This is a genomic window from Kitasatospora sp. NPDC057542, from assembly GCF_042801945.1.
In the GTDB taxonomy this organism is placed as follows: domain Bacteria; phylum Actinomycetota; class Actinomycetes; order Streptomycetales; family Streptomycetaceae; genus Kitasatospora.
Map to the genome: position 1 here is coordinate 1 of NZ_JBHVFE010000005.1, position 23,731 is coordinate 23,731.

General features: G+C 72.9%; 24 protein-coding genes. 12 read left to right on the forward strand and 12 right to left on the reverse strand.

What is annotated here, in order from left to right:
• Positions 1–51: 51 nt before the first annotated feature.
• Both ACFU7Y_RS01380 and ACFU7Y_RS01385 read right to left on the reverse strand, forming a co-directional pair.
• Positions 52–759: a hypothetical protein gene (locus ACFU7Y_RS01380; protein ID WP_380765942.1), complete on the reverse strand. Its 708-nt coding sequence runs from the start codon at positions 757–759 to the stop codon at positions 52–54.
• Positions 760–941: 182 nt separating this feature from the next.
• A complete protein-coding gene (locus tag ACFU7Y_RS01385) occupies positions 942–1,547 on the reverse strand; it encodes a hypothetical protein (RefSeq protein WP_224278431.1) in 606 nt (201 codons plus the stop codon).
• 238 nt (positions 1,548–1,785) lie between these two features.
• Between ACFU7Y_RS01385 and ACFU7Y_RS01390 the strand changes: the two genes are divergently transcribed.
• Together ACFU7Y_RS01390 and ACFU7Y_RS01395 are read left to right on the forward strand one after the other, a co-directional pair.
• Positions 1,786–3,024 carry a cytochrome P450 gene (locus tag ACFU7Y_RS01390; RefSeq protein ID WP_224278433.1) on the forward strand — a complete coding sequence of 413 codons (1,239 nt, stop codon included), beginning with the start codon at positions 1,786–1,788 and terminating at the stop codon, positions 3,022–3,024.
• A gap of 190 nt (positions 3,025–3,214) precedes the next feature.
• Positions 3,215–5,068, forward strand: coding sequence for a penicillin-binding transpeptidase domain-containing protein (locus ACFU7Y_RS01395; RefSeq protein ID WP_380765943.1), 1,854 nt, complete (start codon positions 3,215–3,217; stop codon positions 5,066–5,068).
• Between the two features lie 46 nt (positions 5,069–5,114).
• Here the strand turns inward: ACFU7Y_RS01395 and ACFU7Y_RS01400 are convergent, their stop codons facing one another.
• From ACFU7Y_RS01400 to ACFU7Y_RS01420, 5 genes are all read right to left on the reverse strand, one after another.
• Complete coding sequence (locus ACFU7Y_RS01400; RefSeq protein ID WP_380765945.1) at positions 5,115–5,846, reverse strand: TetR/AcrR family transcriptional regulator; 732 nt, start codon at positions 5,844–5,846, stop codon at positions 5,115–5,117.
• Between the two features lie 104 nt (positions 5,847–5,950).
• Positions 5,951–6,490 (reverse strand): hypothetical protein, encoded by a 540-nt coding sequence (locus tag ACFU7Y_RS01405; RefSeq protein ID WP_224278463.1) that lies wholly within the window; start codon positions 6,488–6,490, stop codon positions 5,951–5,953.
• On the reverse strand, positions 6,490–7,803 hold the full coding sequence (locus ACFU7Y_RS01410; RefSeq protein WP_224278439.1) for a hypothetical protein: 1,314 nt from the start codon (positions 7,801–7,803) through the stop codon (positions 6,490–6,492). Before ACFU7Y_RS01410 ends, ACFU7Y_RS01405 begins: the two co-directional genes overlap by 1 nt.
• Before the next feature lie 343 nt (positions 7,804–8,146).
• Positions 8,147–8,404, reverse strand: a complete 258-nt coding sequence (locus tag ACFU7Y_RS01415) for a hypothetical protein (RefSeq protein ID WP_380765947.1) — start codon at positions 8,402–8,404, stop codon at positions 8,147–8,149.
• Positions 8,405–8,511: 107 nt separating this feature from the next.
• Positions 8,512–8,952, reverse strand: a complete 441-nt coding sequence (locus tag ACFU7Y_RS01420) for a nitroreductase family deazaflavin-dependent oxidoreductase (RefSeq protein WP_224278465.1) — start codon at positions 8,950–8,952, stop codon at positions 8,512–8,514.
• Positions 8,953–9,143: 191 nt separating this feature from the next.
• Here ACFU7Y_RS01420 and ACFU7Y_RS01425 point away from each other — a divergent pair, with 191 nt between their 5' ends.
• Complete coding sequence (locus tag ACFU7Y_RS01425; RefSeq protein ID WP_380765948.1) at positions 9,144–9,827, forward strand: TetR/AcrR family transcriptional regulator; 684 nt, start codon at positions 9,144–9,146, stop codon at positions 9,825–9,827.
• Positions 9,828–9,907: 80 nt separating this feature from the next.
• Here the strand turns inward: ACFU7Y_RS01425 and ACFU7Y_RS01430 are convergent, their stop codons facing one another.
• Positions 9,908–11,155, reverse strand: a complete 1,248-nt coding sequence (locus ACFU7Y_RS01430) for an RNA polymerase sigma factor (protein ID WP_380765950.1) — start codon at positions 11,153–11,155, stop codon at positions 9,908–9,910.
• Complete coding sequence (locus ACFU7Y_RS01435; RefSeq protein ID WP_224278447.1) at positions 11,152–11,523, reverse strand: YciI family protein; 372 nt, start codon at positions 11,521–11,523, stop codon at positions 11,152–11,154. Before ACFU7Y_RS01435 ends, ACFU7Y_RS01430 begins: the two co-directional genes overlap by 4 nt.
• 376 nt (positions 11,524–11,899) lie before the next feature.
• Between ACFU7Y_RS01435 and ACFU7Y_RS01440 the strand changes: the two genes are divergently transcribed.
• Entirely contained in the window at positions 11,900–12,808 is a 909-nt protein-coding gene (locus tag ACFU7Y_RS01440; protein ID WP_224278449.1) for a UTP--glucose-1-phosphate uridylyltransferase, read from the forward strand.
• A gap of 63 nt (positions 12,809–12,871) precedes the next feature.
• Here the strand turns inward: ACFU7Y_RS01440 and ACFU7Y_RS01445 are convergent, their stop codons facing one another.
• A complete protein-coding gene (locus ACFU7Y_RS01445) occupies positions 12,872–14,092 on the reverse strand; it encodes an FAD-dependent monooxygenase (protein WP_380765953.1) in 1,221 nt (406 codons plus the stop codon).
• Between the two features lie 195 nt (positions 14,093–14,287).
• Between ACFU7Y_RS01445 and ACFU7Y_RS01450 the strand changes: the two genes are divergently transcribed.
• The 8 genes from ACFU7Y_RS01450 to ACFU7Y_RS01485 all read left to right on the forward strand — a co-directional run bounded on the left by ACFU7Y_RS01450 (position 14,288) and on the right by ACFU7Y_RS01485 (position 22,270).
• Positions 14,288–15,325: a hypothetical protein gene (locus ACFU7Y_RS01450; protein WP_380765955.1), complete on the forward strand. Its 1,038-nt coding sequence runs from the start codon at positions 14,288–14,290 to the stop codon at positions 15,323–15,325.
• Between the two features lie 302 nt (positions 15,326–15,627).
• Positions 15,628–15,963, forward strand: a complete 336-nt coding sequence (locus ACFU7Y_RS01455) for a hypothetical protein (protein WP_224278455.1) — start codon at positions 15,628–15,630, stop codon at positions 15,961–15,963.
• Between the two features lie 175 nt (positions 15,964–16,138).
• Positions 16,139–17,716 carry a peptidoglycan-binding protein gene (locus tag ACFU7Y_RS01460; protein WP_224278456.1) on the forward strand — a complete coding sequence of 526 codons (1,578 nt, stop codon included), beginning with the start codon at positions 16,139–16,141 and terminating at the stop codon, positions 17,714–17,716.
• 14 nt (positions 17,717–17,730) lie between these two features.
• Positions 17,731–18,168, forward strand: coding sequence for a protease inhibitor I42 family protein (locus ACFU7Y_RS01465; RefSeq protein ID WP_224278458.1), 438 nt, complete (start codon positions 17,731–17,733; stop codon positions 18,166–18,168).
• On the forward strand, positions 18,165–18,569 hold the full coding sequence (locus ACFU7Y_RS01470) for a hypothetical protein (protein WP_224278460.1): 405 nt from the start codon (positions 18,165–18,167) through the stop codon (positions 18,567–18,569). Before ACFU7Y_RS01465 ends, ACFU7Y_RS01470 begins: the two co-directional genes overlap by 4 nt.
• Positions 18,570–18,749: 180 nt before the next feature.
• Positions 18,750–19,907, forward strand: coding sequence for a damage-control phosphatase ARMT1 family protein (locus ACFU7Y_RS01475; RefSeq protein ID WP_224278461.1), 1,158 nt, complete (start codon positions 18,750–18,752; stop codon positions 19,905–19,907).
• 126 nt (positions 19,908–20,033) lie between these two features.
• Positions 20,034–20,864, forward strand: coding sequence for a glycerophosphodiester phosphodiesterase (locus ACFU7Y_RS01480; protein ID WP_380765958.1), 831 nt, complete (start codon positions 20,034–20,036; stop codon positions 20,862–20,864).
• Entirely contained in the window at positions 20,861–22,270 is a 1,410-nt protein-coding gene (locus ACFU7Y_RS01485) for an MFS transporter (RefSeq protein WP_374119916.1), read from the forward strand. Before ACFU7Y_RS01480 ends, ACFU7Y_RS01485 begins: the two co-directional genes overlap by 4 nt.
• Positions 22,271–22,406: 136 nt before the next feature.
• On the opposite strand, the gene ACFU7Y_RS01490 is transcribed toward ACFU7Y_RS01485, so the two are convergent.
• A complete protein-coding gene (locus ACFU7Y_RS01490; protein ID WP_224276553.1) occupies positions 22,407–22,772 on the reverse strand; it encodes a hypothetical protein in 366 nt (121 codons plus the stop codon).
• A gap of 340 nt (positions 22,773–23,112) precedes the next feature.
• A complete protein-coding gene (locus ACFU7Y_RS01495) occupies positions 23,113–23,682 on the reverse strand; it encodes a CGNR zinc finger domain-containing protein (protein WP_224276551.1) in 570 nt (189 codons plus the stop codon).
• Positions 23,683–23,731: the final 49 nt, after the last annotated feature.

A 23,731-nucleotide genomic window follows, 5' to 3' on the forward strand; every position in this document is an offset into this window, starting at 1 on the left:
GGTCGAGGGGGACGGACCGCGGCGCAGCCGTGTACCCGGACCACGGGGGCCTCAGCCGGGGTGGAAGGCGACCCGGACGTTGTCGTCGAAGGGGACGATCAGCCCGTTGCCCGCCTCCCAGGTCCAGTCGTGCGGGACCAGGAACATCCGGCCGCCGGCGTAGGCCAGCAGCCTCAGGCCCTCGTAGCGGTAGCGGAACCGCGCCCCCTGCTCCACGTCGGGCAGCACCGTCTCGCGCACCCCGGGCCACCCCAGGTGGAGGCGCTCCGGGGTGTCGAGGACGACCGCCGGACGCCGGTAGAGGTGGTGGGCCAGCTGCTCGGCGTCGGCCGTGCCCTTGTACTGGGCGTAGCCGCCGACCGCCCAGAACGAGCAGAGCACGATGATCGTCACGCTGATGCCCAGCGCGGCGCGCTCCCCGGTCAGCGGGTACGGCGCGCCGGTGCTGCGCACGTACATCATCCGGGCCAGGACCCCGAGCAGCAGCGCGCCGCCGATCAGGAGCGGGGTGCCCATCGGGCCGGCGTCGAACGCCTCGAAGCCGGCCAGGAAGCCGAGCACCAGCAGCGGGACGGCCGCCACGGTGACGGCCAGGCAGGCCCACCGCACCGTCCGGGCGCCGCCCCCGCCTCCCCCGGCCACCCTGGTCGCGAGGTGGTAGACCAGCGCGCCGACCAACGCGCCGACCAGCGCGACCCCGGCCGGGGCGTAGAGCGCGGGGGAACTGCGGAGCAGCAGGTCCTGGGTGACGAAGCCCATCGTGCCGGCGTCGATGCCGAAGTAGCCGTAGAGCGAACTGGTGTAGGCGTAGCCGAAGAAGAAGAGCAGCGCGGCGAGGAGGGTGGTCGGGGCGGCCCAGGTCGCGAGCTTGGCGATCCACTCGCCCCAGGGGCGCGCCTGCGGCTGCGTCGGCCCGCCCGGGGGTTCCTCCTCGACTGGGCTCAGGGGTTGCTCCCGGCGCCGGTGGAAACGCCGCCGTTCGGGCTGGACCCGCCGCCGGGAGTCCCTCCGTCGTAGGACGTCGGTCCGTTGCCGGGGGTGGAGCCGTTGCCGGGGGTGGAGCCGTTGTCCGGGCTGATGACGTCCACCGAACCCGCGGCCTCGATCCGCTTGGTGGAGTCATCGGCCGTCACGGTGAGGCACACGGTCCGGCTCGTGGTCCCGGGCTTCCACTGCGGGAGCTGGAACTCGACCTGACCGGTCGTGCCGTCGGTCACCTGGACCTGCTTCCAGGGAGGGCTCGCGTACGCCGAGCTGCCGCAGTCGGCGACCTTGCTGATCGTGGCCGGGAAGCTGGTCCTCGACGGGAAGGACAGGCTGATCAAGGCGGTGTTGTCGCTGCCCTGGACGTTCGCCGAGGGCTCGCCGGCGTTCCGGAATCCGCCCTCGTTGCCCTCGTCCTTGGTCCGCTGGTCGTCCGGCCGGCCCGATCCGCTGTTCTGACCGTTCTGCCCGGCCTGGGTGGCGCCGGCCGACCCGGAGCCGCCGCCACCGCCGCAGGCCGCGAGGGCCGGAACGAGCAGGACGGCCACCGGCCACCGGGCCACTCGGCGGTTCCTGCCGCCTCCGAAGTGCCGGGTCCCGGGCATGCGTTCTCCCATCCGCTCAGCGAGCAGGGGCCGCTCGGCCCCGCCGCACGGTAGCCGTGCGCCCACGGCCCGGCGCGCCGCCGCGCCGCCCCCGGCCGGACCCGCCATCCGTTCGGGGCAACCCGGACGGGAGCCTCCCTGGCATAGAGTCGGACCGGAACGGACGAACCGTCAGCAGACCGGAAGGACCCGACCCGTGAGCACGGACACCCGCCCGGTACCGGAGCTGGCCGCCGAGGCCGTCGAGCAGTGGCGGGCCGAGGAGGCCGAGCTCGTCGACCTGCTGGCCCGGACGCAGCGCGGCGTCGGCGGCGTCGCCGCCTTCCGCCTCGGCCCGACGCCGACCGTCCTGGTCACCGACCCGGCCGCCGTGCAGCACGTCCTGGGCCGCCACCCGGACCGGTACGTCAAGCGCTCGCACCGCGCCCGGATGCTGGTCGGGGACGGCGTGCTGTCCGCCACCGGCGACGCCTGGAAGCGTCAACGGCGGCTGCTGCAGTCGCAGTTCACCGGCACCGGGATGCGCCGCTACGAGCGGCGGATCGCCGCGGCGGCGCGCCGCACCGCCGAGCGCTGGGAGGGGTACCGCCGCAGCGGGGAGACCTTCGACGTCGGCGAGGAGATGCGCGGCTTCGCCCTGGACACCGTCTGGCGGGCGCTCACCGGACTGCCGATGGACGACCGGACGGATCACGAACTCCGCTCGGTGGAACGGGTGGTGGCTGCGATGCCGACACTGCCGACCAACGCGGCGGACGCCCGGGACGCGGTCGCCGGGGACCTGGCCCGGATCGACGCGGTGGCGCACGCGGCCATCGACGCGGCGCGCTCGGCCGGCCCGGCCGAGGAGCCCGGCGTGCTCCGGGTGCTGATCGAGGCGGGCGAGCAGTACCCCGAGTACACCGACCGGCTGATCCGCGACGAGCTGGTCACCCTGCTCGTCGCCGGCCACGAGACCACGGCCACCACGCTCACCTGGCTCTTCCTGCTGCTCGACCGCCACCCCGGGGCCCGGACGGCCGATCCGCAGGCGCTGGTGAGCGAGACGCTGCGGCTCTACCCCTCCGCCTGGCTGCTCCCCCGGCACGCCGTCGAGGACGACGTCATCGCGGGGCACCGCATCGTCGCCGGGACGGACGTGCTGGTCTGCCCGTACCTCACCCACCGCGACCCGGCGCTGTGGCCCGACCCGGAACGCTTCGACCCCGCCCGCTTCGCCCCCGGCGCGGACCGCCCCGGGCAGCTCGGCGCCTACGTCCCGTTCGGCCTCGGCGCCCGCGCCTGCCTGGGCACCCAGTTCGCGCTGCGCGAGACCACGGCGCTGCTGGACCTCCTTCTGCCGATGGGGCCGTTGGCGTTCCGGTCGCGACCGACGGGGGCGGCGTACAGCATCACCGTGCGGCCGGACGGGCCGACGCCGGCCGTGCTGGGCTGAGGCCTTTCGCGGTGCGGCGCCGGGTGTGGTGCCGTCCGGTTGCGGGCTGTCCCACTGTCGACCGACCACTCGTCTCGGCATAGGCTGATCCGCGCCCGAACGGACTTTCGTCCGATCGTCGGGCCGGCGGGCCGGCATGCCTGAGGGGGCGAGCCCGCCGCACACGATGGATCGCAGGGGGGACGGGGCCATGTCCGGAGAACGGAAGAACGACAGGTACGACGAGTACGACCAGCGCGACGCGGACCGCGGACACGACGGGCAGGACGGGTTCCTCCAACAGGACGGGCTCCCCGGGCACGACGGCTACGGTGCCCACCGGGAGTACGACGAACTCGCCGACGACGACAGCGCGTACGACGCCTACGACGAGGACGGCGAGGACGACGACGAGGCCCCGCGCGGCTCGACCACGCGCCGGGTCGTGATGGTGGCGGCCGGCGGGGTGTTCGCCGCCCTGCTGGCGGTCGGCGGCTACGGCGCCTACAACGTGATGAACGCCGTGACGGACAACGGCCCCTCCAGCGGCCACCAGGGCTCCGGCACCGTGGCGAAGGCGCCACAGGACCCGCCGACCGCCGAACAGGCCGAGTCGGCGGCCAAGGAATTCCTGGCGGCCTGGAGCCGCGGCGACATCACGGCCGCGGCCGGCCTGACGGACCGCCCGGAGTCCGCCCGCGCCGCGCTGACCACGTTCCACGAGCAGGTGGGCGCCCGCTCGCTCGCCCTGACCGGGACGGGCCGCGCGCCGGCCGACGGCCCGAGCGAGCCGGCCCTCGGCTTCCGGGTGAAGGCGGAGTTCGAGGGCACCCCGGACGCCTGGGAGTACGACAGCGTACTGAGTTTCGTCCGCTCCCAGGACGGGCGGGCCGTGGTGCGCTGGAAGCCGTCCGTGATCCATCCCCAGCTCACCCCGGGCAGGAGCATCGGGGTGAAGGCGATGCCCAACCCGGTGTCCAAGCCCACCGACCGCAAGGGCCGGCCGCTCGACACCTTCCCGTCGCTGCGCGCCGTCCTGCCCCAGATCGCCCCGCCGGACGGCGCCGACGCCGTCACCGGACGGGCCGTGGTGCTCTCGGACGGCAGCGGTGGCAAGCCGGAGCAGCTGTTCGTGCTGACCCCGCCGAGCGCCCCGCAGGTCAAGCTCACCCTGGACGCCGACCTCCAGCAGGTCGCCGAGGACGCGGTCAAGCAGCAGTCGGCGAACGGCAATCCGGCCTCACTGGTGGCCATCCAGCCGAGCACCGGCCACATCCTGGCGATCGCGAACGCCCCGCAGGGCGGGTTCAACCGCGCGGTCGCGGGCGGCCAGCCGCCCGGCTCGACGATGAAGGTGATCACCTCGGCCGCCCTGCTGCAGGCCGGGGTGAGCCCGGACACCGTGGTGCCCTGCAAGGACACCACCTACTCCCCGCGCGCCTGGCACAACGACGAGCGCGGCGACTTCCCGTCCTACACCCTCACCGACGACTTCACCCACTCCTGCAACACCGGCTTCATCGACAAGGGCCTGGAGAAGCTCCAGCCCGGCGCCCTCGGCCGGGTGGCCCGGGAGCAGTTCGGCCTCGGTCTGGAGTGGCACATCGGCATCCCCAGCCGGGACGGCACCATCCCGGCCCCCGGGAACAAGGACGAGGCCGCGGCCCAGTACATCGGCCAGGGGCAGATCCAGGTCAACTCGCTGCTGATGGCCTCGGTCGCCGCCACCGTGCAGAACGGGACGTTCCGTCAGCCCGTGCTGCGCGAGGACGCCAAGCGCGTGACGGCACCCGACAAGCTCCCCGCCGACGTCGCCCGGGACCTGCGCGCCATGATGGCCAAGACCGCCACCCAGGGCACCGCCCGTACCCCGATGGCCGGCCTGTCCGGCCAGATCGGCGCCAAGACCGGCACCGTCGAGGCGGGTGGCCAGGCCAACAACAGCTGGTTCATCGCCTACCGCGGCGACCTCGCTGTCGCCGCCGAGGTCGAGGGCGGCGGGCACGGCTTCAGCGCGGCGGGCGTGGCCGCGGCCCAGGTGCTGAAAGCGGGCGGCAAGGGCTGAGCCGGCGGCCGACGGCCACCAACCCGGACCGAGGACGGCCGCCGACCTACGCCTTCGCCGTGGTCGGCGGCCGGTAGTCCGCCCCCAGGCCCATCCGGTCCATCAGATCCCGCATCAGCATCTCGAACATCGGCTCCTGGTCGACGATCAGGGGTGCGAAGTGAGCGAAGACCTCCAGCGCCACCTGGCCGTAGATCGAACGCCAGCAGGAGAGCATCACGACCACCGCACCGAGCGGCATCTCCACCCCGGTCGCCGCGCGGTACGCCGCCATCTGTTGCCGCAACAGCGGCTCGAGTTCATCGTCGGCCAGCACCGGATAGGGGCGGGCGTTCCAGAGCTGCACGAACACCGGGCCCCAGACTTCGGAGAGCCGGCGGACCCAGTCGCTGGTCATGTCCGTCTGGGCATCCGCCGCAGCGGCCGTCGGTGTGCCGAACAGCAGGTTGAACTCCTCGCGGTGGGCGAGCGCCCAGCGGCGGAAGGACCGGGTGGGGGCGATCAGCCGGGCCGCAAAGTCGGTCTCGGGCTCCGCGTCGACCGCCGCCTGGAGTTCGAACGCGAGGTGGGCGACGATGTCGCGGGCCGTGTGCCGGACAATGTCCGCCAGGTTCTCGAAGTGCCGGTAGAGCGCCGCCGGGGTGACCTGCACCCGCCGCGCGATCTCGGCGAGGCTCAGGGCGTCCACCCCGTGCGTCGCGATGATGTCCCGTGCGACGGCCCGCACGTCCTCCGACATCTGGAGGCGGAGCCGGTCGCGCCGCGTCAGCGTGTTCATCTTCCCGCTCTTCCCAGGCCTCGACGATCGCACGTTCGAATGCGTCGTATGGTACCGACCTCGGGGCCGGACATGTCGTGGCCCGGCCCCGCGTGGCCCCGCCGTCAGGCCAGGGTCACCGCCACGACCCCGGCGGTGACGTAGAACAGCAGGAACAGCACCGGGATCCACAGCTCCACCAGCGTGAGCGGAAGGTACTGCCTGATCGTCTTCCCATCCCCGAGTTCCACCCACTCGGCATCGTACGCGCGGGCCGGCAGTCGCTCTTCCAGTGCGCCGATGACCCGGTACTTGGCCCGGTTGAGCTGCCGGTAGGAGGCGATGAGGAGGATCCAGGCCACGCACTGCCCCATCGCCACCAGGCCAGCCACCACCAGCCCCCAGGTCGGCAGCCCGTGCAGGACGCTGCCCCGGACCGCGCCGACCGCCGCCAGCAGGGCCGCATTGACGGTCAGGAAGAAGGTGTTGGTCAGGCTCCGGCGGGCGCTGATCCGGTCCGCCATCTCCACATACAGCTTGTACTGCTCCAGGACGGCCGCCTGGTACTTCTCGCCCGCCGAACCGTAGTCCTGCACGCCGACCCGGCTGTTCCACAGCCTCGCGTCGAGCGCGGTCGGGGTGATAGGCGACACCTGGCCGGGCATCACCACGCGGGCACCTCCGCCACCGTCCCGCCTTCCGACGCGAGTTCGCCCTCGACTTCGCTCACCCGGATGTCGAACAATCCCGGCTTGCTGCGGGACGGCCTGACGTCGTCGACGACGACCAGGACCCGCCGTCCCTCCGTCAGCCGGCCGGCCTCCAGTTCCCCGCGCAGCAAGGGCGACATCCTCCGCGCGTGCAGCAGGGCCAGCGTGGGCAAGTCCGGGTAGCCGTCCAGCCTCACGAGCAGGTACGACTCGAAGGGACGAACCACGGTGGCCCCCTGCCGGTCCCCGACCCGGGGGTACTCGTCCATGGACGGGGCCTGGGGCGGGACAACAGGGGCGGAGATGACAGCCGGCTGCGGGTGCGCGGCCGCGATCTCGATACGCTGCCGCATCCGGTCGACCCGCCGGATGACGACGGGAACCTCGTCGTTCTGCTTCAGCCCCGTCGCCTCGTGCTCCCGCAGCCGGGAGCGGCCGCCGCCGGGCAGCTCCACCCAGACGCCCTTGTTGTTCAGCTCGTACACCCGCGCGGTGAACCTGGCGCTGCGCTGGTACGTGCGCTCCCACTCGTCCCAGGGGTCCTCACCCTCCTGCTGCGTGAAGACGAGGGTATTGTCCCGGTACACGAAGAAGCCGTCGACCTCCCTGCCGACGAAGAACCTCGTCGACATGTGGTCAGGGATGTCCATCTGATAGCTGACGTCCCGTTTGTGCATCTCCGCGATCCGGCGCGGATTGCGAACGTCGCGGACGCGGATGTGGTCCTCGCAGACCTCCTCGACCCTGGCCCTGGCCCGCTGACGGTCCTCCGGCGTGTAGGGCCGCAGGTCCATCTCCGGCACGCGCCGCTGTCGACGCAGGGCCTCAACCTCCGTTTGCAGGCTGTCCTTCAGGTCCATCAGGCCCCTGGTGTTCCACACGTACCACACGACGCGGAACTGGCCTCGAACATTGGTGGGCACCTCGGCCCCCTTGTGTGCGATCACCACCACCCGTTTCCGCAGACACAGCGCCCAGGCCAGTTCCATGGCCACGGAGGTCGACGGAACGGACAGGTCGACGACCACGATCCCCGCCCGGTCGATCCCAGACCAGGCGACGTCCAACGCGCTCTCGGTGGTGCCCGGAACCTTGTCGGCGCGCTCGGCGCGCATGTCCCACTTCTCAGCCCACTCCGCGAAGTAGCCCTGGTACAGGTCGTCGAAGTTCTCCAACCGGCCGTCCGGCAGCGGCTTCTCGTCGTACGGCATCGCGAAGAAGACCATGTCCTCCTCGACGGACCCTTGACGGCGCAGATCCAGTGTCAACGTCCCCTCCCGACTTCCTGATGGTCAGTTACAAAGTAACGGGTATTTACACCCTGCGGCAGGGGCCACGCAATGCGGAGGGCGAGAATCCGGCGCGGACCGCCCGCGTGCGCGCCGGGGCGCGTGCGCGGGGGCGGCGGCCAGGACAAGTACGTCCAGCCAGTGGCAAGTTCGGCGGTGCACACCGGGAACGGCCGACTGTCCGGACCAAAGGCCTGGCCGCGCTCGGGCATGGTCGGCTCTATCGTTCGGCCTCCTGATCCGGCGTCACCGACTCCTGGCGGCGGGTGCCGTCAGGCCGCTTTCGGGGGCTTCGCGACAGCCGCCCGTTCGTGCGTGCGGCTCAGCCGGTACCTTCGCCGTGGGTCAGGCGGAGGTTCCGCAGGCCGGGGAAGGGCGGGGTGTGCTCCGCCTCCCGGTCGGCGATCAGGTCGGCCGACTGCCGGGCGCCCATGGCGCGGAACGCGGCCTTGCGCTCCTCGTCGGCCTCCTCCTCGCCCGGGTAGAGGACGACGTGAACGGCGTCGCCCTCACCCTCCCAGGTGTAGCTGCGGTACGGGGGGATCCGGGGCCCGTCCGTCGCCTCGGGCTCGTCGGCCATGGGGAACCTCCGGTGGTCGTCCGCGGGTGGTCTGCCGCCATGGGCAACGAGTCGGGAGCAAGAAGGGCCCGGCGCTGCGGCACGATTCCCCCGTCCGGTACGGATGCTCAGCTGCCCGTGATGCGGAAGACGGGGTAGCCGGGGGCGACCCGGAGCAGGTCCTCGGCCGGGGCGTCCGGGCCGATCCCCTCGAAGAAGTAGCCGACCTCCCACTTCCAGCGGCGCAGGTAGGCGCGGAGCACCTCGGACTTGTCGGCGTCCGGGAGTTCGGTGGCGCGGAAGACCTCGGTGCGGCGGCCGACCCGGAGTTCGCCGGTGCCGGCCGCCCGGAGGTTGCGGACCCACTGGGTGTGGCCGCGCGGTGCGACCAGGTAGCGCTCGCCCTCGTGGGTCAGCAGGTTGACGGGGGTGGTGCGCCACTCGCCGCTCTTGCGGCCGCGGACGGCCAGCACCCGGGAGCCCCAGAGGCTGACGCCGGCCTTGGTGAGGGCGGCGACCATGCCGTTGAGCAGCTTTCCGGTGGCGATGCCGAGGCGGGTGGTCGGCATCAGCAGACGGGTGGTCGGGCTGGGCAGGTGCTCGGCGCGGGACATCGGGGCTCCTCGATTCCGTGATTACTGCTTCTTTTCGAGAGCACTGCTCTCTCTTCGGCGCCTCCAGCATGGCACCGGCGGGCCGATGAGACAAGAGCAGTGCTCTCACTCGTGTGCAGCGCTCCGACCTGTGGCAGGCTGTCCCCATGCCAGCGATCCGGACCGCCCGCGAACGGGCCCGCGAGGAACTCACCCGCGAGATCAAGCAGGAGGCCCGCCGCCAACTCGCCTCCGCGGGCGCCCAGCAGCTGTCGCTGCGCGCCGTCGCCCGCGAGCTGGGCATGGCCTCCTCCGCGCTGTACCGCTACTTCGCCAGCCGCGACGAGCTGCTGACCGCGCTGATCATCGACGCCTACAACGAACTCGGCGACGCCGCGGACCGCGTTCTCGCCGCCACCGGAGCGGGTACGTCACGGGACCGCTGGCGGGCCCTGTGGACCGCCACCCGTGACTGGGCCCGGGCCAACCCGCACGAGTTCTCGCTGGTCTTCGGCACCCCCGTACCGGGCTACGCGGCACCCCGGAGCACCGTCGAGCCCGCCGCCCGGCTGCCGCTCGCCCTCCTCGGCGTGGTCCGCGACGCCGAGCTCCGGCCCACCCCGCCCGGCCCGCCGCCGCAGGGCGCCCTGCCCGAGCAGCTCACCCGGCTCACCGCGGACTTCGCCCTCGGCCTGCCGCCGCACGTCCTCGCCCGGAGCATCGGAGCCTGGGTGCAGTTGATCGGCCTGATCGGCTTTGAACTGCACGGCCACCTGGTCGGGTCGATCGACCCGGCGGACGACTTCTTCGCCTGGACCACCGAGCAGACGGCCGACGCAGTCGGACTCTGAGCACGATCGGACACCGAGGACCGGGACCGGGCCGCGACGGACAGGACCGGGCTCCGAGAGGTCGGAGGCGGGGAGCAGCCTCACCGGGCCGGACGCACCCGGCCCGCCCGTGCCTCCAGGTACCGGCGCTCCGCGAGGCTCGCGGTGGCCCGGGCGGCGCGCCGGTAGTACTCGTACGCCCCGGCCGTGTCGCCGGCCCGCTCCAGCAGGTGCGCCCGGACGGACAGCAGCCGGTGGTGGCCGGCCATCCGGGTGTCGGCGTCCAGGGTGGCGAGGAGGGCCAGGCCGGTCTCCGGGCCCTCGGTCTCGGCGAGGGCGACGGCCCGGTTGAGGGTGACCATCGGGTTGGGCGCGATCCGCTCCAGGATCAGGTACAGCGCGTACACCTGCCGCCAGTCGGTGTCCCCGGCGGAGGCCGCGTCGGCGTGGGTGGCGGCGATCGCGGCCTGGAGCCGGTACGGGCCGAGCTCCGGACCGGCCAGCGCCTCCTTGACCAGCGCCGTTCCCTCCTCGATCAGCGCGCGGTCCCACACCGTGCGGTCCTGCGCGGCCAGCGGGACCAGGTCACCGGAGGCCGTCGTCCTGGCCGCGCGGCGGGCATGGGTCAGCAGCATCAACGCGAGCAGCCCGGCCACCTCGCCGTCCTCCGGCAGCTGTGCCCGCACCATCCGGGTGAGCCGGATCGCCTCGCGGGCGAGATCGAGGCGGTGCAGCTCCCCGCCCGAGGAGGCGGTGTAGCCCTCGTTGAATATCAGGTAGAGCACGTGCAGGACGACCCGCAGCCGTTCCTCGCGCTCGTCCGCCGGTATCCCGCCCTCCGACAGGGACCCACCGGGCAGCTCGAACGAACCGCCGGCGGCCCTGATCCGCTGCTTGGCCCGGCTGATCCGGGCCGCCATCGTCGCCTCCGGCACCAGGAACGCGCGGGCGATCTCGGCCGTGGTCAGCCCGCCGACCGCGCGCAGCGTCAGGGCCGTCTGCGAGGCGGCGGTCAGCGCCGGGTGGCAGCACAGGAACAGCAGGAGCAGCGTGTCGTCGGTGTCCGGCACCTCCTCCGGCACCACTTGGGCGGCCGCCGTCGCCCGCTCCCGCTCGCGTCGCGCGCTGTCACCGCGCACCTGGTCGATCAGTCGCCGCGAGGCGACCGTCACCAGCCAGCCGCGCGGGTTGTCCGGCACCCCCTCGGAGGGCCACTGCACGGCGGCGGCGAGGACGGCCTCCTGCACCGCGTCCTCGCACCCCTCGAAGCGGCCGTACCGTCGTACCAACGTGCCGAGGACCTGCGGCGTGAGCCCACGCAGCAGGTCCTCGAAGTCCGGTGCTGTCATGCCTCCAAGTGTCCGTCGGAGAACATCACCTGTCGCACTTCGACGCCCAGGCCCTCGATCGCGGTGTCCGGGATGCGGGCGGCCAGTTCGATCGCGCGCTGCCTGTCCTCGCAGTCGATCAGGTAGAAGCCGCCCAGGAACTCCTTGGCCTCCAGGAACGGTCCGTCGGTCACCACCGGCTGGCCGTTGCGCACGGTCACCACGGCGGCCTGCGACGGGTCGACCAGCGCCTGGGTGAGGATCAGCTCGCCGGACTCCTTCAGATCCTCGATGAACCGGCCGTGTCCGGCGCCGATCGCCGCCTTCTCCTCGTCGGTCAGGGCGTCCAGCACGGCCGGGTTGATGTGCAGGCTGATCAGGAACTTCATCTCGTCCTCCTCGGGTGTGCGGCCCCGGCGGGGCCGCCTTCGGCCGGGTGTCGGTGCGGGCGCCGCGGTCTTGACGTCCTCCGACGGAGAATCTCCCACGGATTTCCCGCCCCGCTCCGTCGCGCCACCCGACGGCCGGGCGAGCGAAGGCAGGCGACCGACCGCCGGAACCCGGGAGCGCGACGCCGAGAAACCGCGCGCCGTACCGGAGTTCGAGATGGCCCGCCCGTAGCCGACGGGTGCAACCGGACGGCTGCCGGGAGGCCGGTTTCCGTACGCCGACCGTCCACTTAACGGGACGCCGGTCCCTGATAGCGTCGACCGTGACGCCGCGTCACCACGGCGCTGCACCACCGACGAAACGAGAGAGGGTCACATGGCCCCCAGGACGATCCGCCGAGCCGTCATCCCCGCCGCCGGGCTCGGCTCCCGCCTCCTGCCGCTGACCAAGGCCACGCCGAAGGAGATGCTGCCGGTCGGCGACAAGCCGGTGATCGAACACACCGTGCGTGAGCTGATCGAGAGCGGCATCACCGACATCACCATCGTCGTGAACGGCGACAAGGGCCTGATCCAGGAGCACTTCCGTCCCAACCCCGTCCTGGTCGAGCAACTGCGCCGGGACGGCAAGGCGGCGTTCGCGGACGCGGTCGAGGAGGTCGGCGAACTGTCCCGCAAGGGCCACATCAGCTACCTCTACCAGCACGGCCCGTACGGCAACGGCACCCCGGTGCTCAACGCCGCCCGCCACTTCGGCGACGAGCCCTGCCTGGTGCTCTGGCCGGACGACGTCTTCGTGGCGGAGGTCCCCCGCGCGCAGCAGCTGATCCGGGCGTACGAGCAGACCAACGCGCCGGTGCTCGCGCTGATGCCGATGGCGCCCGAGGACTCCTACCGCTACGGCGTGCCGGTGGTGAAGGAGGACCTCGGCGGAGGCTCGCTGCGGATCACCGGCCTGGTCGAGAAGCCGAAGCCGGCCGACGCGCCCTCCGCGTACGCGGCGATCGGCGGCTACGTCATCACCCCCGGCATCGTCGACGAGCTGCGCGAACTGACCCTCCGGTGGCACGAGAAGCCCGAGGACGAGGTCTACCTGACCGACGCCATCAACGCCTACGCGGCCCGGCGCGCGGTCTACGGGCAGGTCATCGACGGCACCTGGTACGACACCGGCAACCCCGCCGCCTACCTGCGCGCCCAGTTCGCCGCCGCGCTCGCCAACCCCGAGTACGGCCCCGAGCTGCGCCGGCTCGCCGCGGAGCTCTCCCCGGCCGCCGCCCGGTAGAGCGGCACGGGACGGCCCGTACCCGGTCGCCCGGGCACGGGCCGGCACCGGGCGCCTTCCCGGTCAGTAGTCCGGCAGGTCGAAGGCGAGCGCCGCCTGGAAGGCCGCCTCCAGCTTCGGGTCGGTCTGTCCGAGGTTCGCGACGCTCTCGGACCGGGCCTTCCGGTCCCCGGTCAGCTTGAGGATCGCCTGGTTGGCGGCCACGTGGTCGCGCAGCCGCCGCTCGTAGGCGGGGTAGGCCGTGTGGTGGTCGCCGTCGGCCGCGTGCAGTTCACCCGCCAGGACGTAGGCGGCGGTCAGGGCCACGCTGGTGCCCTGACCGGTGGCCGGGGAACAGCAGTAGCCGGCATCGCCGAGCAGGACGACGCGGTCCTCGGACCAGCGATCCATCCGGATCTGGGCGATGACGTCGTAGTGGAAGGCGTCGGTCTCCCACATCGCCTGGAGGAAGCGCGGCAGCTCCCAGCGCGCACGGGCGGAGCGCTCGGCCACCAACCGGCGCTGCCGGGCGGGGTCGCGCGGGAGCATGCGGTCGAGCGGCTCGTCGGTGTGGAAGCCGACGAAGACGCGCAGTTCACTGTTGTCGCGGACGGTCATCGCCATGCAGAACCAGTCGGGGTCGTCGCCGGCCTGGTGGGCGACCTCCCAACGGTCGAGGCCGAGGTGGTTGGGCGCGCTCCAGACGGCGAGGTAGGTGCCGATCGGGTTCAGGTAGTCCGTTTCGGGGCCGAAGACCAGGCGGCGGGTGTTCGAGTGCAGGCCGTCGGCGCCGACGACCAGGTCGAAGGACCGCTCGGTGGCGCTGCGGAACCTGACCTCCACGCCCTGCGGGTGCTGCACCAGGGTGTCGATCGCGTCGTCGAAGCGGTACTCGACGCCGGGCCCGGCGGGTGTGCCGTTCTTCTCCGCTCCGGCGATCAGCTCGGCGAGCTCGTCGCGCAGGATCTCCACGTCCGGGCCGCCGACCGGCCCGCCGCTGGCCGTCCACTCGGTGGTGCGGCGCAGCTCGTGGCCGTCCGCGTCGACCACCGACATCCCGCGCAGACCGGTCCGGCGGGCTCGGACCTCCTCCAGCAGACCCATCCGCTCGACCACCGTCAGGGCAGTGCCGCGGATGTCCACGGCCTGCCCGCCGGCACGCAGCGAGGGGGCCCGCTCCACGACCGTGACGCGGAAGCCGTAGCGGTTCAGCCAGTAGGCGAGGGCGGTGCCGGCTATCCCGGCGCCGGAGACCAGGACGGAGGTGGTGCGGGTGCCGGAGTGCGGTCGGATGCTGTTCGACATGGTGACCTCCCACGAGTTTCGCTCTTTCAACACCAGCGTGGGGCAGGCCACTTGCAGGACACGGACAGGACGCAGGCACGGCACTGTCACCGCCGGCAGGACACCGGCGCCGCGCTGACCGGACGGTGGCGTCCCGCTCTCCGAATGGGAACCCCGGCGCACGGCGCCCGTCAGTCACTCCCTAAGGTCGGTGCCATGCCGAGAACCACACCCCCACGCCCGCTCGACATCGAGGCGCTCTTCCCCGAGCTGGCCCGGCATCGGGGCACCACCACCCGGCTCCACCCGCGCCCGGGACGGCCGGACGCCTCGGCCAGCTCCGTCGGCGGCCCGCTGCTGTGGCCCTCGGACGAGCCCTGGCCGGTCTGCACCGACCCCCACCCGCATGCCCGCGGCCGGCGCCCTGCGGACATCCACCGCTCCCGGGAGGTCCTGGCGGCGGCCTGGAACCGCGAGCAGGACCCCGGTCCGACGGACGGGGAACGGCAGCTGCTCGACGAGCTCGGCCGCCGCCACCGCGTCGAAGGCGCGTCCGCGGACGACCCGTTGCCGCTGATCGGCCTCGCGCAGTTCTACCGGCGGGACATCCCCGACCTGCCGGCCGGGCCGGACGACTGCGACCTGCTCCAGGTGTTCTGGTGCCCCTTCGACGCCCACGGCCCGGGCCGCACGGGCATGCTGCTCGACCTCCGCTGGCGCCGCTCGTGGGAGGTCACCGAGGTCCTGGCGTCGCCCCCACGGCCGGAGGTCGTCGGCTTCGACGGGTACGTGCCCGAGCCCTGCGTGCTGCACCCCGAGCAGGTGACCACCTACCCGTTCGCCGGCCTCCTCCCGGAGGACCTGTGCGCCCGCATCGGCGCCTGGGAGGAGGCCCGGGAGGAGGAGGCCGAGGGGGACGGGGAGGACGGGGAGGACGCCGGCCCGCCGCTCTACCAGTACGACCTGTCCATCCCTCCCGGCTGGCGCGTCGGCGGCTTCGCCTCCTGGCACAGCACCGACCCGGCCCCGATGGACTGCCACAGCTGCGCGACCCCGATGCACCTGCTGCTGACCATCGACAGTTCGGAGTGGGACGGCGGCAGCGGCAGTTGGCGGCCGTTGGAGGACCAGGCGTCGGCGGACCTCCACGACGCCTCCACGCCGACCGAGGTCACCGTCGGCCGCTGGGGCGAACTCAACGTCTTCGCCTGCCCCGCCGACCCTCGCCACCCGCACCGCCGGAGCATCCAGTAGCCGGGAGTCTTCACGACGTCCGACGAAACCGCGCACTCGCCCACCCTGCGCACCGGTCTCCTGACGGCCCGGATCCACCGGCTGACCACCGTCACGCCCCCCGCAGGGCCCCCTCCACCACACCCGGCTGACCGCTTCGCGGCGCGTCGGCGTCCTGCCGTCACCGTGCGGTGGACGGTGTGTCATGAGTCTGCAACAGCCCTCCGACCAGGCGCGATAGGAATTGCCCAGGCACCGGAGCGCCCGTATGGTGCTCGGACGCCGTCGCGCGGACGGCTCGGGGGACGCACGAGGGGTGAACCATGGCGCAGGGGTCGGGGTACGCGATCCAGGCCGGCGGGGCCGAGGGACAGGCGAAGGCGCTGGACAAGGCGTCCGGGGACGAGGGGACGATCGGGACAGCGATCAGCGATCCGGTGTGCTACACCCCGGACGTGTTCGGGGGCGAGGACGTCGATCCGGCGTACCGGAACTTCAGCACCGCCTGGCAGGCGGAGACCGCGACGATCAAGAGCGCGCTGAGCGAGCTGGCGGGCAAGGTGCGGGGTTCCTCCGCCGGCTACCAGTCGGCTGACGGCGCCGTGGTGAAGGACCTCGCGGCGGCCTCGGGCAGCGGCGGGTACCGGCCCTTCGGCTGAGGCCCGGCGGGCGGGAGCGGGGCAGACGGAAGTCCCGGCAGGCAGGAGCGGGGCAGACGAAGTCCCGGCAGGCGAGCAGCCTTACGGATGAGCAGCCGAGCAGCTGACGAGCGGCCGGCGAGCAGCAGCAGGAACGACACCACGGGCAACGGGAACAGGGGGCGAACGAGCCGCCATGGCAGGCGAATCCACCACGCAGCGCTGCAAGGCGCTGAGCGACCGGCTGAAGGACGTCCGCGAGGCGGACAGCAAGAACGAGCTGATCTCCGCGATCAGGGGCGCGCTCGCGGTCCACGCACCGGTCGGGGACCCGGGCACCATCGAGGCCACCGGCAACCGCTACAAGAACGCGGCCGCCGACTCCAACCAGCTCCACCAGGACGTCCTGGCGGTCGCCACCTCCGGGCTGCCGGACGTCTGGACCGGTTCGACGGGTGCCAAGGCCGCCGAGGTGGTGGCCGCCGCCGCCCGCGCCGTCGACCAGCAGACCACATCGCTCCACAACGGCGGGATAGCCCTGCTCCACCTCGCGGACGCGCTGCGCACCGCCCAGGGCCAGGACGGCGCCGCGAGGTCCGCGCTCCAGCAGGTGCTGAACTCGCTGGGCAGCGAGGACGGCTGGTTCGACGACTGGTTCGAGGGCGACGACGAGGAGGCGGCGCGCAAGAAGGCACAGCAGGCAGCCGTGCCCCAGGTCGACGCGATGCTGAACGCCGCCAAGCACGCCGACGAGGCGGCCCGGGCGGCGGCCCGTGACCTGAACAAGCTGGCCTCCGAGGCCCGGGCGGGCAGGATGAAGACCAACGGGGTCACCGCCGCCGACAAGCTCGTGCTGGCCGAGACCTCCGGTCCGGACGGTCCGACCGAACTGAACGAGCTGTTGACCGCCAACGACATGAAGCGGTCCGGCGAGTACCTGGACAAGATGAACGACAAGGACCGGGCGGACTTCGAGAAGCTGCTCGCCGACTCCAAGTCCCCGCAGGAGCGGGCCTATCTGATGAAGGCGCTGGCGGCCGGTCACAATCTGGACGAGATCCGCGCCTTCCAGGGCAAGATCCACGGCAAGGACCCGGAGTGGCTCCGGACGCACCTGACGCCCGTCCACACCGAGGACGAGGACACCTCCAGCGGCGGGGTCAACGACGACGGCTCCAACAGGAACACCGACCCGGTGACCTTCGACGGCGCCCGCTGGCAGCAGGCGGACACCGAGGGCACCTGCGTCGCCTCCTCCACCGTCACCGCCCGGGCGATGGTCGACCCGCTCTACGCGCTGGACCTGACCGGCGGCCCGTCCGGCCAGGAGGACGACCCGGCGGCGTTCCAGCAGCGGCTGCTGGCCGAGCAGCACCGGGTGCACCAGGAGGGCGACGGCGGCAAGGACTGGGACGGCATGGGAGCGGACGGCAAGGAGAAGGTGCTGGAGAAGGAGGTCAGCCCGCACACCGGCGCCGACTTCGACTACAAGAAGATGCCGGACTCCGACGCCCGGCGCGAGCTCCTGCCGGACATCGAGAAGGCGGTCGCCGACGGCAAGCCGGTGCCGGTCGGGGTGGAAGGCTACGACAAGGACGGCAAGCGGTCGGGCCACGCCATGATGATCGTCGGCCAGGAGGGCAACATGCTGCAGATCTACAACCCGTGGGGCACCACCACCTGGGTCAGCGAGGACGACTTCGTCAACGGCCACATGGACGGGGCCTCCGACAACCGGCTGCCCACCGCCTACGCCGTCCACCTGCCGAAGTGACCGGGGTGGTACGGATGTCCACGAGGAGGCCGGTCCGGGCGGTGGCGCTGGCGGCCGTCCTGGCGGCCGGCCTGACGGCCTGTGGGCAGGACGGGCCCGACCGCGGCCGGGTGCTCGGCGCGGAGGAGCGCTCGGTCAGCCTCGCCGTCGGCGAGCGGTTCACGATCGCCGTCCGGGACAACACCTCGGCCGGCGACCGCTGGAGCGTCGTGGACCCGAAACCGGACGCCGCGGTCGCGGCCGCGGTCGACGAGAAACTGGAGCTCCCGGAGGAGTCGAAGACCTCGGACGGTGTCGGCGGCACCCGCTTCTACACCTTCGAGGCCAAGGGCCGCGGGACCACCGCCGTCACCCTCCTCAACTGCTTCCGCGGCTACTGCAACCTCCCCACCCCCAGCGACGAGAACAGGAAACCGGTCGTGCGCAACACCTACACGGTGACGGTCCGATGAGCCCCGAGGACCGCTTCCGCCCCAGGACCGACGACGAGCTGCGGCAGCTCGACGTGTCCGCCATGCTCCGCTACGGCCTGGCCTTCGCCGGCCCGCACCGGGCCGCACTGTTCGGTGAGGGCGCCGTCGCGGCGGCGCTGGCCGCCGACCGCCTCGGGGTACTCCCCCGGTCGCTCGCCTTCCTGGCCGAGGTGGTGCGCAGCGGCGGTGCCCGCTACGCCGCGGACCTCGCCGAACCGCTGCCCGGAACGGAGCCGGCCCGGCTCGCCCGCGACTGGCTGGGCTCGGCGGCCACCACCGTCACCACCGTCGACGGCGACCAGCTGCTCGCCCGCTGGCTGGACGCCGTCGCGGAGATCCTCGGCCTGCGCCGGGACGTCCGTGGTGGAGCGGGCGGCTGAGGAGCGGCGCGATCTAGACTCGGCCGTGCCGGCGGCTCCGGCAGACGGTCGGCGGCAGGGTCCGCCGACCGCCGAGGACGAGAGAGACGAGCCCCCATCGTGTCGAAGCCGAGCGCGTGGCAGCCGAACCCGTCGAGCCCGAACCCGTCTCGCGCGCCGGGCCCGTCGAACGCGGCGCCGGTGATCCGCAGCGGCGTCCGCGGGTCCTTCGCCCACGGGGTGTTCCACGAGCGCCACCCGAAGCTCGTCCGGCAGGTGCTCGACGCGCTGCCGTACGGGCCGCGCGAGCGGGCGGCGGTCGAGCGGCTGCTGGTGGAGAGCACCACCGGGGTGCTGGAGCCGCTGGGGGCGGACGCTCCGGACGGGACGCGGTGGCTGGCCTGGGGCGAGGGCCTGTGGGGCAGGCCGTGGGCCGAGGCGCCGTTCCTGTGGGCGGAGAGCTACTTCTACCGGCGGCTGCTGGAGGCCACCGGGTACTTCCGGCCCGGTGTCTGGCAGGGCGTCGATCCGTTCGCACCGTTCAAGGCCGCCGAGCTGGGCGGGCCGGCGGTGGACGAGGAGCTGGCCGCGCTGGACGGGCTCGACGGGCTGCCGGAGGACCGCCGGGCAAAGGCGCTGGTGTCCTCCGCGCTGTGGGGCAACCGGGCTGACCTCAGCTTCCGGATCACCGCGGGGGCGCAGGGGGCGACGGCCTCCGACCTGGCCGCCGACGACGGTGCGCTGCTGCGAGCCGCGCTGGAGCGGGCCGGGAGCACGGGCGGACCGGTCTGCGTCGTCGCGGACAACGCGGGCCGGGAGCTGCTGCCGGACCTGGTGCTGATCGACCATCTGCTGGCCCACGGTCTGGCGGCACGGGTCGTGCTGTACGTGAAGCCGCAGCCGTACTTCGTGTCGGACGCGACGATGGCCGACGTCCTCGCCGCGCTCGGGCGCCTTCGCACCGCATCCTCCCCGGCCGCCGGGGCGGTCGGCGGGCGGCTGTGGCGGGCGCTGGGCGGGGGTGAACTCGTGGTCCGGACGCATCCGTTCTTCTGCGCCCCGCTGCCGTTCCACGACCTGCCCGCCGATCTGCGGGCCGAGTTCGCCGGTGCGGCGCTGACGATCGTCAAGGGGGACCTCAACTACCGCCGCCTGGTCGGTGACCGGCTCTGGCCCCCGACCACGCCGTTCGCCGAGGCGGTGGGGCACTTCCCCTCGGCCGTCGCGGCGCTGCGGACGCTGAAGTCGGACGTGATCGTCGGCCTCGACGCCGCCACCGTCGCCCGGCTCGACGGAACCGGGACGCCGTGGCGCACCGACGGGCGGCACGCCGTCGTCCAGGTCGACCCGCGCGCATAGGGCCCACCCCCTCGCAAGACGTTACTGCTTGACAGGGTGCGTAATACTGTAACGCGCTGGTACGCCCGCGGACCCCGGCCTCGCGGGCCCGTCGGGCCTCCCTCTCCCCGCAGCTCGGAGCACCACATGCACCCCTTCCTCGACCATCCCGGGCCGCTCGCCTTCGCGCACCGGGGCGGTGCCCTCGGGCGCCCCGAGAACTCGCTCGCCGCCTTCGAGGCCGCCGTCGCGCTCGGCTACCGCTACCTGGAGACGGACGTGCACGCGACCGCCGACGGCGTGCTGGTGGCCTTCCACGACTCGCGCCTCGACCGGGTCACCGATCGCACCGGGGCGGTGGCGGAGCTGCCCTGGGAGGCCGTCAGGCGGGCCCGGATCGGCGGGACGGAGCCCGTGCCGCTGCTGGAGGACCTGCTCGGCGCGTTCCCCGGGGCCCGCTTCAACATCGACGTCAAGGCCGCGCCGGCCGTCGGGCCGCTGGTCGAGGCGATCCGCCGGACCGACGCCTGGGACCGGGTCTGCGTCGGCGGCTTCTCCGACACCCGGCTCGCCGCCGTCCGCGCCGCCGCCGGCCCGCGGCTGGCCACCTCGCTCGGCCCGCGCGAGGTGGCCCGGCTGCGGCTGCGCTCGCTGGCCGAATCGTTCCTGCCGACGTCCGCTCCGGGGCCGCTGTCCCGGCGCCCGGGAACGCCGTTCGCCGGGCTCTGCGCGCAGGTGCCGGAGCGGCACCGGGGCGTCCGGGTCGTCGACCGGGCCTTCGTCCGCACCGCCCACCGGCTCGGTCTCCAGGTGCACGTCTGGACTGTGGACGATCCCACACGGATCAGGGCTCTCCTCGACCTGGGTGTGGATGGCATCATGGCCGATCGCATCGACGTCCTGCGGGACGTCCTCGGCGAGCGCGGCTGCTGGACGGACGGCAGTAACGGCTCCAGCACGGTGATGGGAACCCCATGAGCAGCACGAACTCGGCGACACACCTGCCGGACGACCCACCGACCGACCCCACGGCCGCCACCGACGACGGACGGTCGCTGCGCCGGATGCAGTTCGGCTGGTACATCAACGACTGGGCCAACGCCGCCTTCTCGGCCACCGTGCTGACGGTGTTCCTCGGCCCGTACCTGACCAGCGTCGCCAAGGACGCCGCCGACGCGGCCGGTGACGTGCACCCGCTCGGCCTGTCGATCCGCGCAGGATCGTTCTTCCCGTACACGGTCTCCTTCTCCGTGCTGCTCTCGGTCGCGGTGATGCTGCTGACCGGCACCGTCGCCGACCGCACCGGCCGGCACAAGGAGCTGATGTGCGGCTTCGCGTACGTCGGCTCGCTCGCCACCATGGGGATGTTCTTCCTCGACGGCGACCGCTACCTGCTCGGCGGCGCGCTGCTGGTGGTCGCCAACATCTCGTACGCGGTCTCGGTCGCGCTCTCCTACGCCTACCTGCCCGGCCTGGCCTCCCCCGACGAGCGCGACAAGGTCTCCTCGAAGGGCTGGGCCTACGGCTACGCGGGCGGCGGACTGCTGCTGATCGCCAACCTGGCGCTGTTCCAGGGCCACGACGCGTTCGGCCTGGACTCCGGCACCGCCGTGCGGATCTGCCTGGCCTCGGCCGGGCTGTGGTGGGCGCTGTTCACCATCGTCCCCATGCTGCGGCTGCCCTCCCGGGCCGGCATCGCCCCCAGCCGCGCCGCGGACCGGACCAGGGACGGCGAGCCCGCCGCCGGCAGCCTGCGCGAACTCGCCCGCACCCTGCGCGGCATGCGCGAGCACCCGCTCACCCTGCTCTACCTCGCCGCCTTCCTCTGCTACAACGACGGCATCCAGACCGTCGTCTCCCAGGCCTCGCTCTACGGCAGCGAGGAACTCGGCATGGACCAGACCTCGCTGGTCACCGCCGTACTCCTGGTCCAGGTCGTGGCGATCGGCGGCGCCCTGCTGCTCGGCCGGATAGCCCACCGGTACGGCGCCAAGCGGACCATCCTCGGCTCCCTGGTCGGCTGGGTCGTCACCCTGGCCCTCGGCTACTTCATGCCCGCCCACCAGCCCGCCTGGTTCTACGTCCTGGCCTGCATGATCGGCCTGGTGCTCGGCGGCAGCCAGGCACTCTCCCGCTCCCTGTTCTCCCACCTCATCCCGCCCGGCAAGGAGGCCGAGTACTTCAGCTTCTACAAGGTCAGCGACCGCGGCACCAGCTGGATGGGCCCGCTCGTCTTCGGCCTCGCCTACCAGATCACCGGCAGCTACCGCTCGGCGATCATCTCGCTGCTGGTCTTCTTCGTCATCGGCTTCGCCGTGCTGCTGAAGGTCCCGGTCCGCCGTGCCATCGAGGCCGTCGGCAACCCGGTGCCTGAGCGGCTCTGACGGTCCTGACGGTCCGTGGTACCAGCCGGGCCCAGGCGGCGCATCGGCACGACCCGCTGATTCGGCCTCCACCTCCGTGGGTGGAGGCCGAATCGGCTTGGGGCAGCGGACGGCGGCTACCCGCCCGCCGTCGGCGTCAGCAGCCGATGTAGCGCATGGAGACGCTGGTGAAGTGGGCGCCCGAGGGGGCGTAGAGGGTGATGGCGCGGGACTTGCCCTTGCCGCCGGCCCAGTCGCTGTCGACGTGGCCGCCGTTGGAGAGCTTGCCGCGCACGTAGGGACAGCGCCCGTCCGCCTTGGTGTCGTGCACCGTGCCGACGAGCTTGGCGTGGTTGTTGCACGTCTTGCCGTTCGCGTAGCCCTCGCCGGAGCTGATGCTCCAGTTCTGGGTGCACGAGTCGGCGGGCGGCGCGGCGTGGGCGCCGGTGACCGGAAGGAGCAGGGCGGCGAGGGTCAGAGCGGCGACGGCGGCTCCGGGGACGGCGAGACGGCGCTTGGACATGGCGGTACCTCCACACGGGGTGCACGGTGGACATCCGGGCCGGGGCATCGGGCGGCGCGCGACACACGACACGCGCGGCACGTTCGACCGCCCGCCCTCGGCCGTCCATCGAGCGTGACGTATTCGAACGACCGTCGTCAACGGAGGAGGCGGGCGCGGGCGACGGCCTACCGCCCCTGGGGTGCCGGGGCGGCACGGGCGACCCAAAGGCTACGTCCCGCACCATGGGGGTGGGGTCGACGGCCCGGATCGGTGTACGAACTCAGCGCTGGGGTTCGGCCATGGCGGCGCCGGGGACGGCGACCGGTACCCGGCGGCGCCCCTGCCCCCTCCGCGGGTCTCAGATCCGTTCCCCCTTCTGCGCCCGGTGGGCGGCGACGCGCACGCGGGTGGCGCAGCGCGGGGTGCAGTAGCGCTGCGGGGTGCGGCGGCCGGTGTCGATGAAGAAGCGTTCACAGCCCGGGGCGGCGCAGCGGCCCCAGGCGCAGCCGCCGCGTTCGCTGAGCCACAGGCCGAGGGCGAGAGCGGCGGTGGAGAGCAGCCAGTGGGTGAGGCCGGCGTCGGCGGGCGCGTGGGTGTGCAGGGACCAGGGCCGGCCGGGGAGGCGGACCAGTCGGGGGCGGGCCGGGTGGCGGTCGAGCAGGGCGTTGATCAGCTCGGCGGCCCGGTCCGGGTCGTCGGTTTCGAGGACGGCGATCACCTCGGCGGTGGCGGTGCGCAGTTCGCGGGCGTCGGCGTCGGTGAGCCGGAAGGGCGGGCCTCCGTGGCGGTCGAGGAGGGCCTGGAGTTCGGCGGCGCCCGCGTCGGGGTCCTCGCGGACGGTGTTCGCGAGTTCGGTGAGGAAGTGGAGCCCGCGGGGGTTGCCGCCGCCGCCGTCGCCGTCGCTGTCCTGGGGCTGGGGCTGGGCCATGGGGTCGCCTCGAAACGTCGGAGAGGTGTCGTCCACACCATGGTAACTT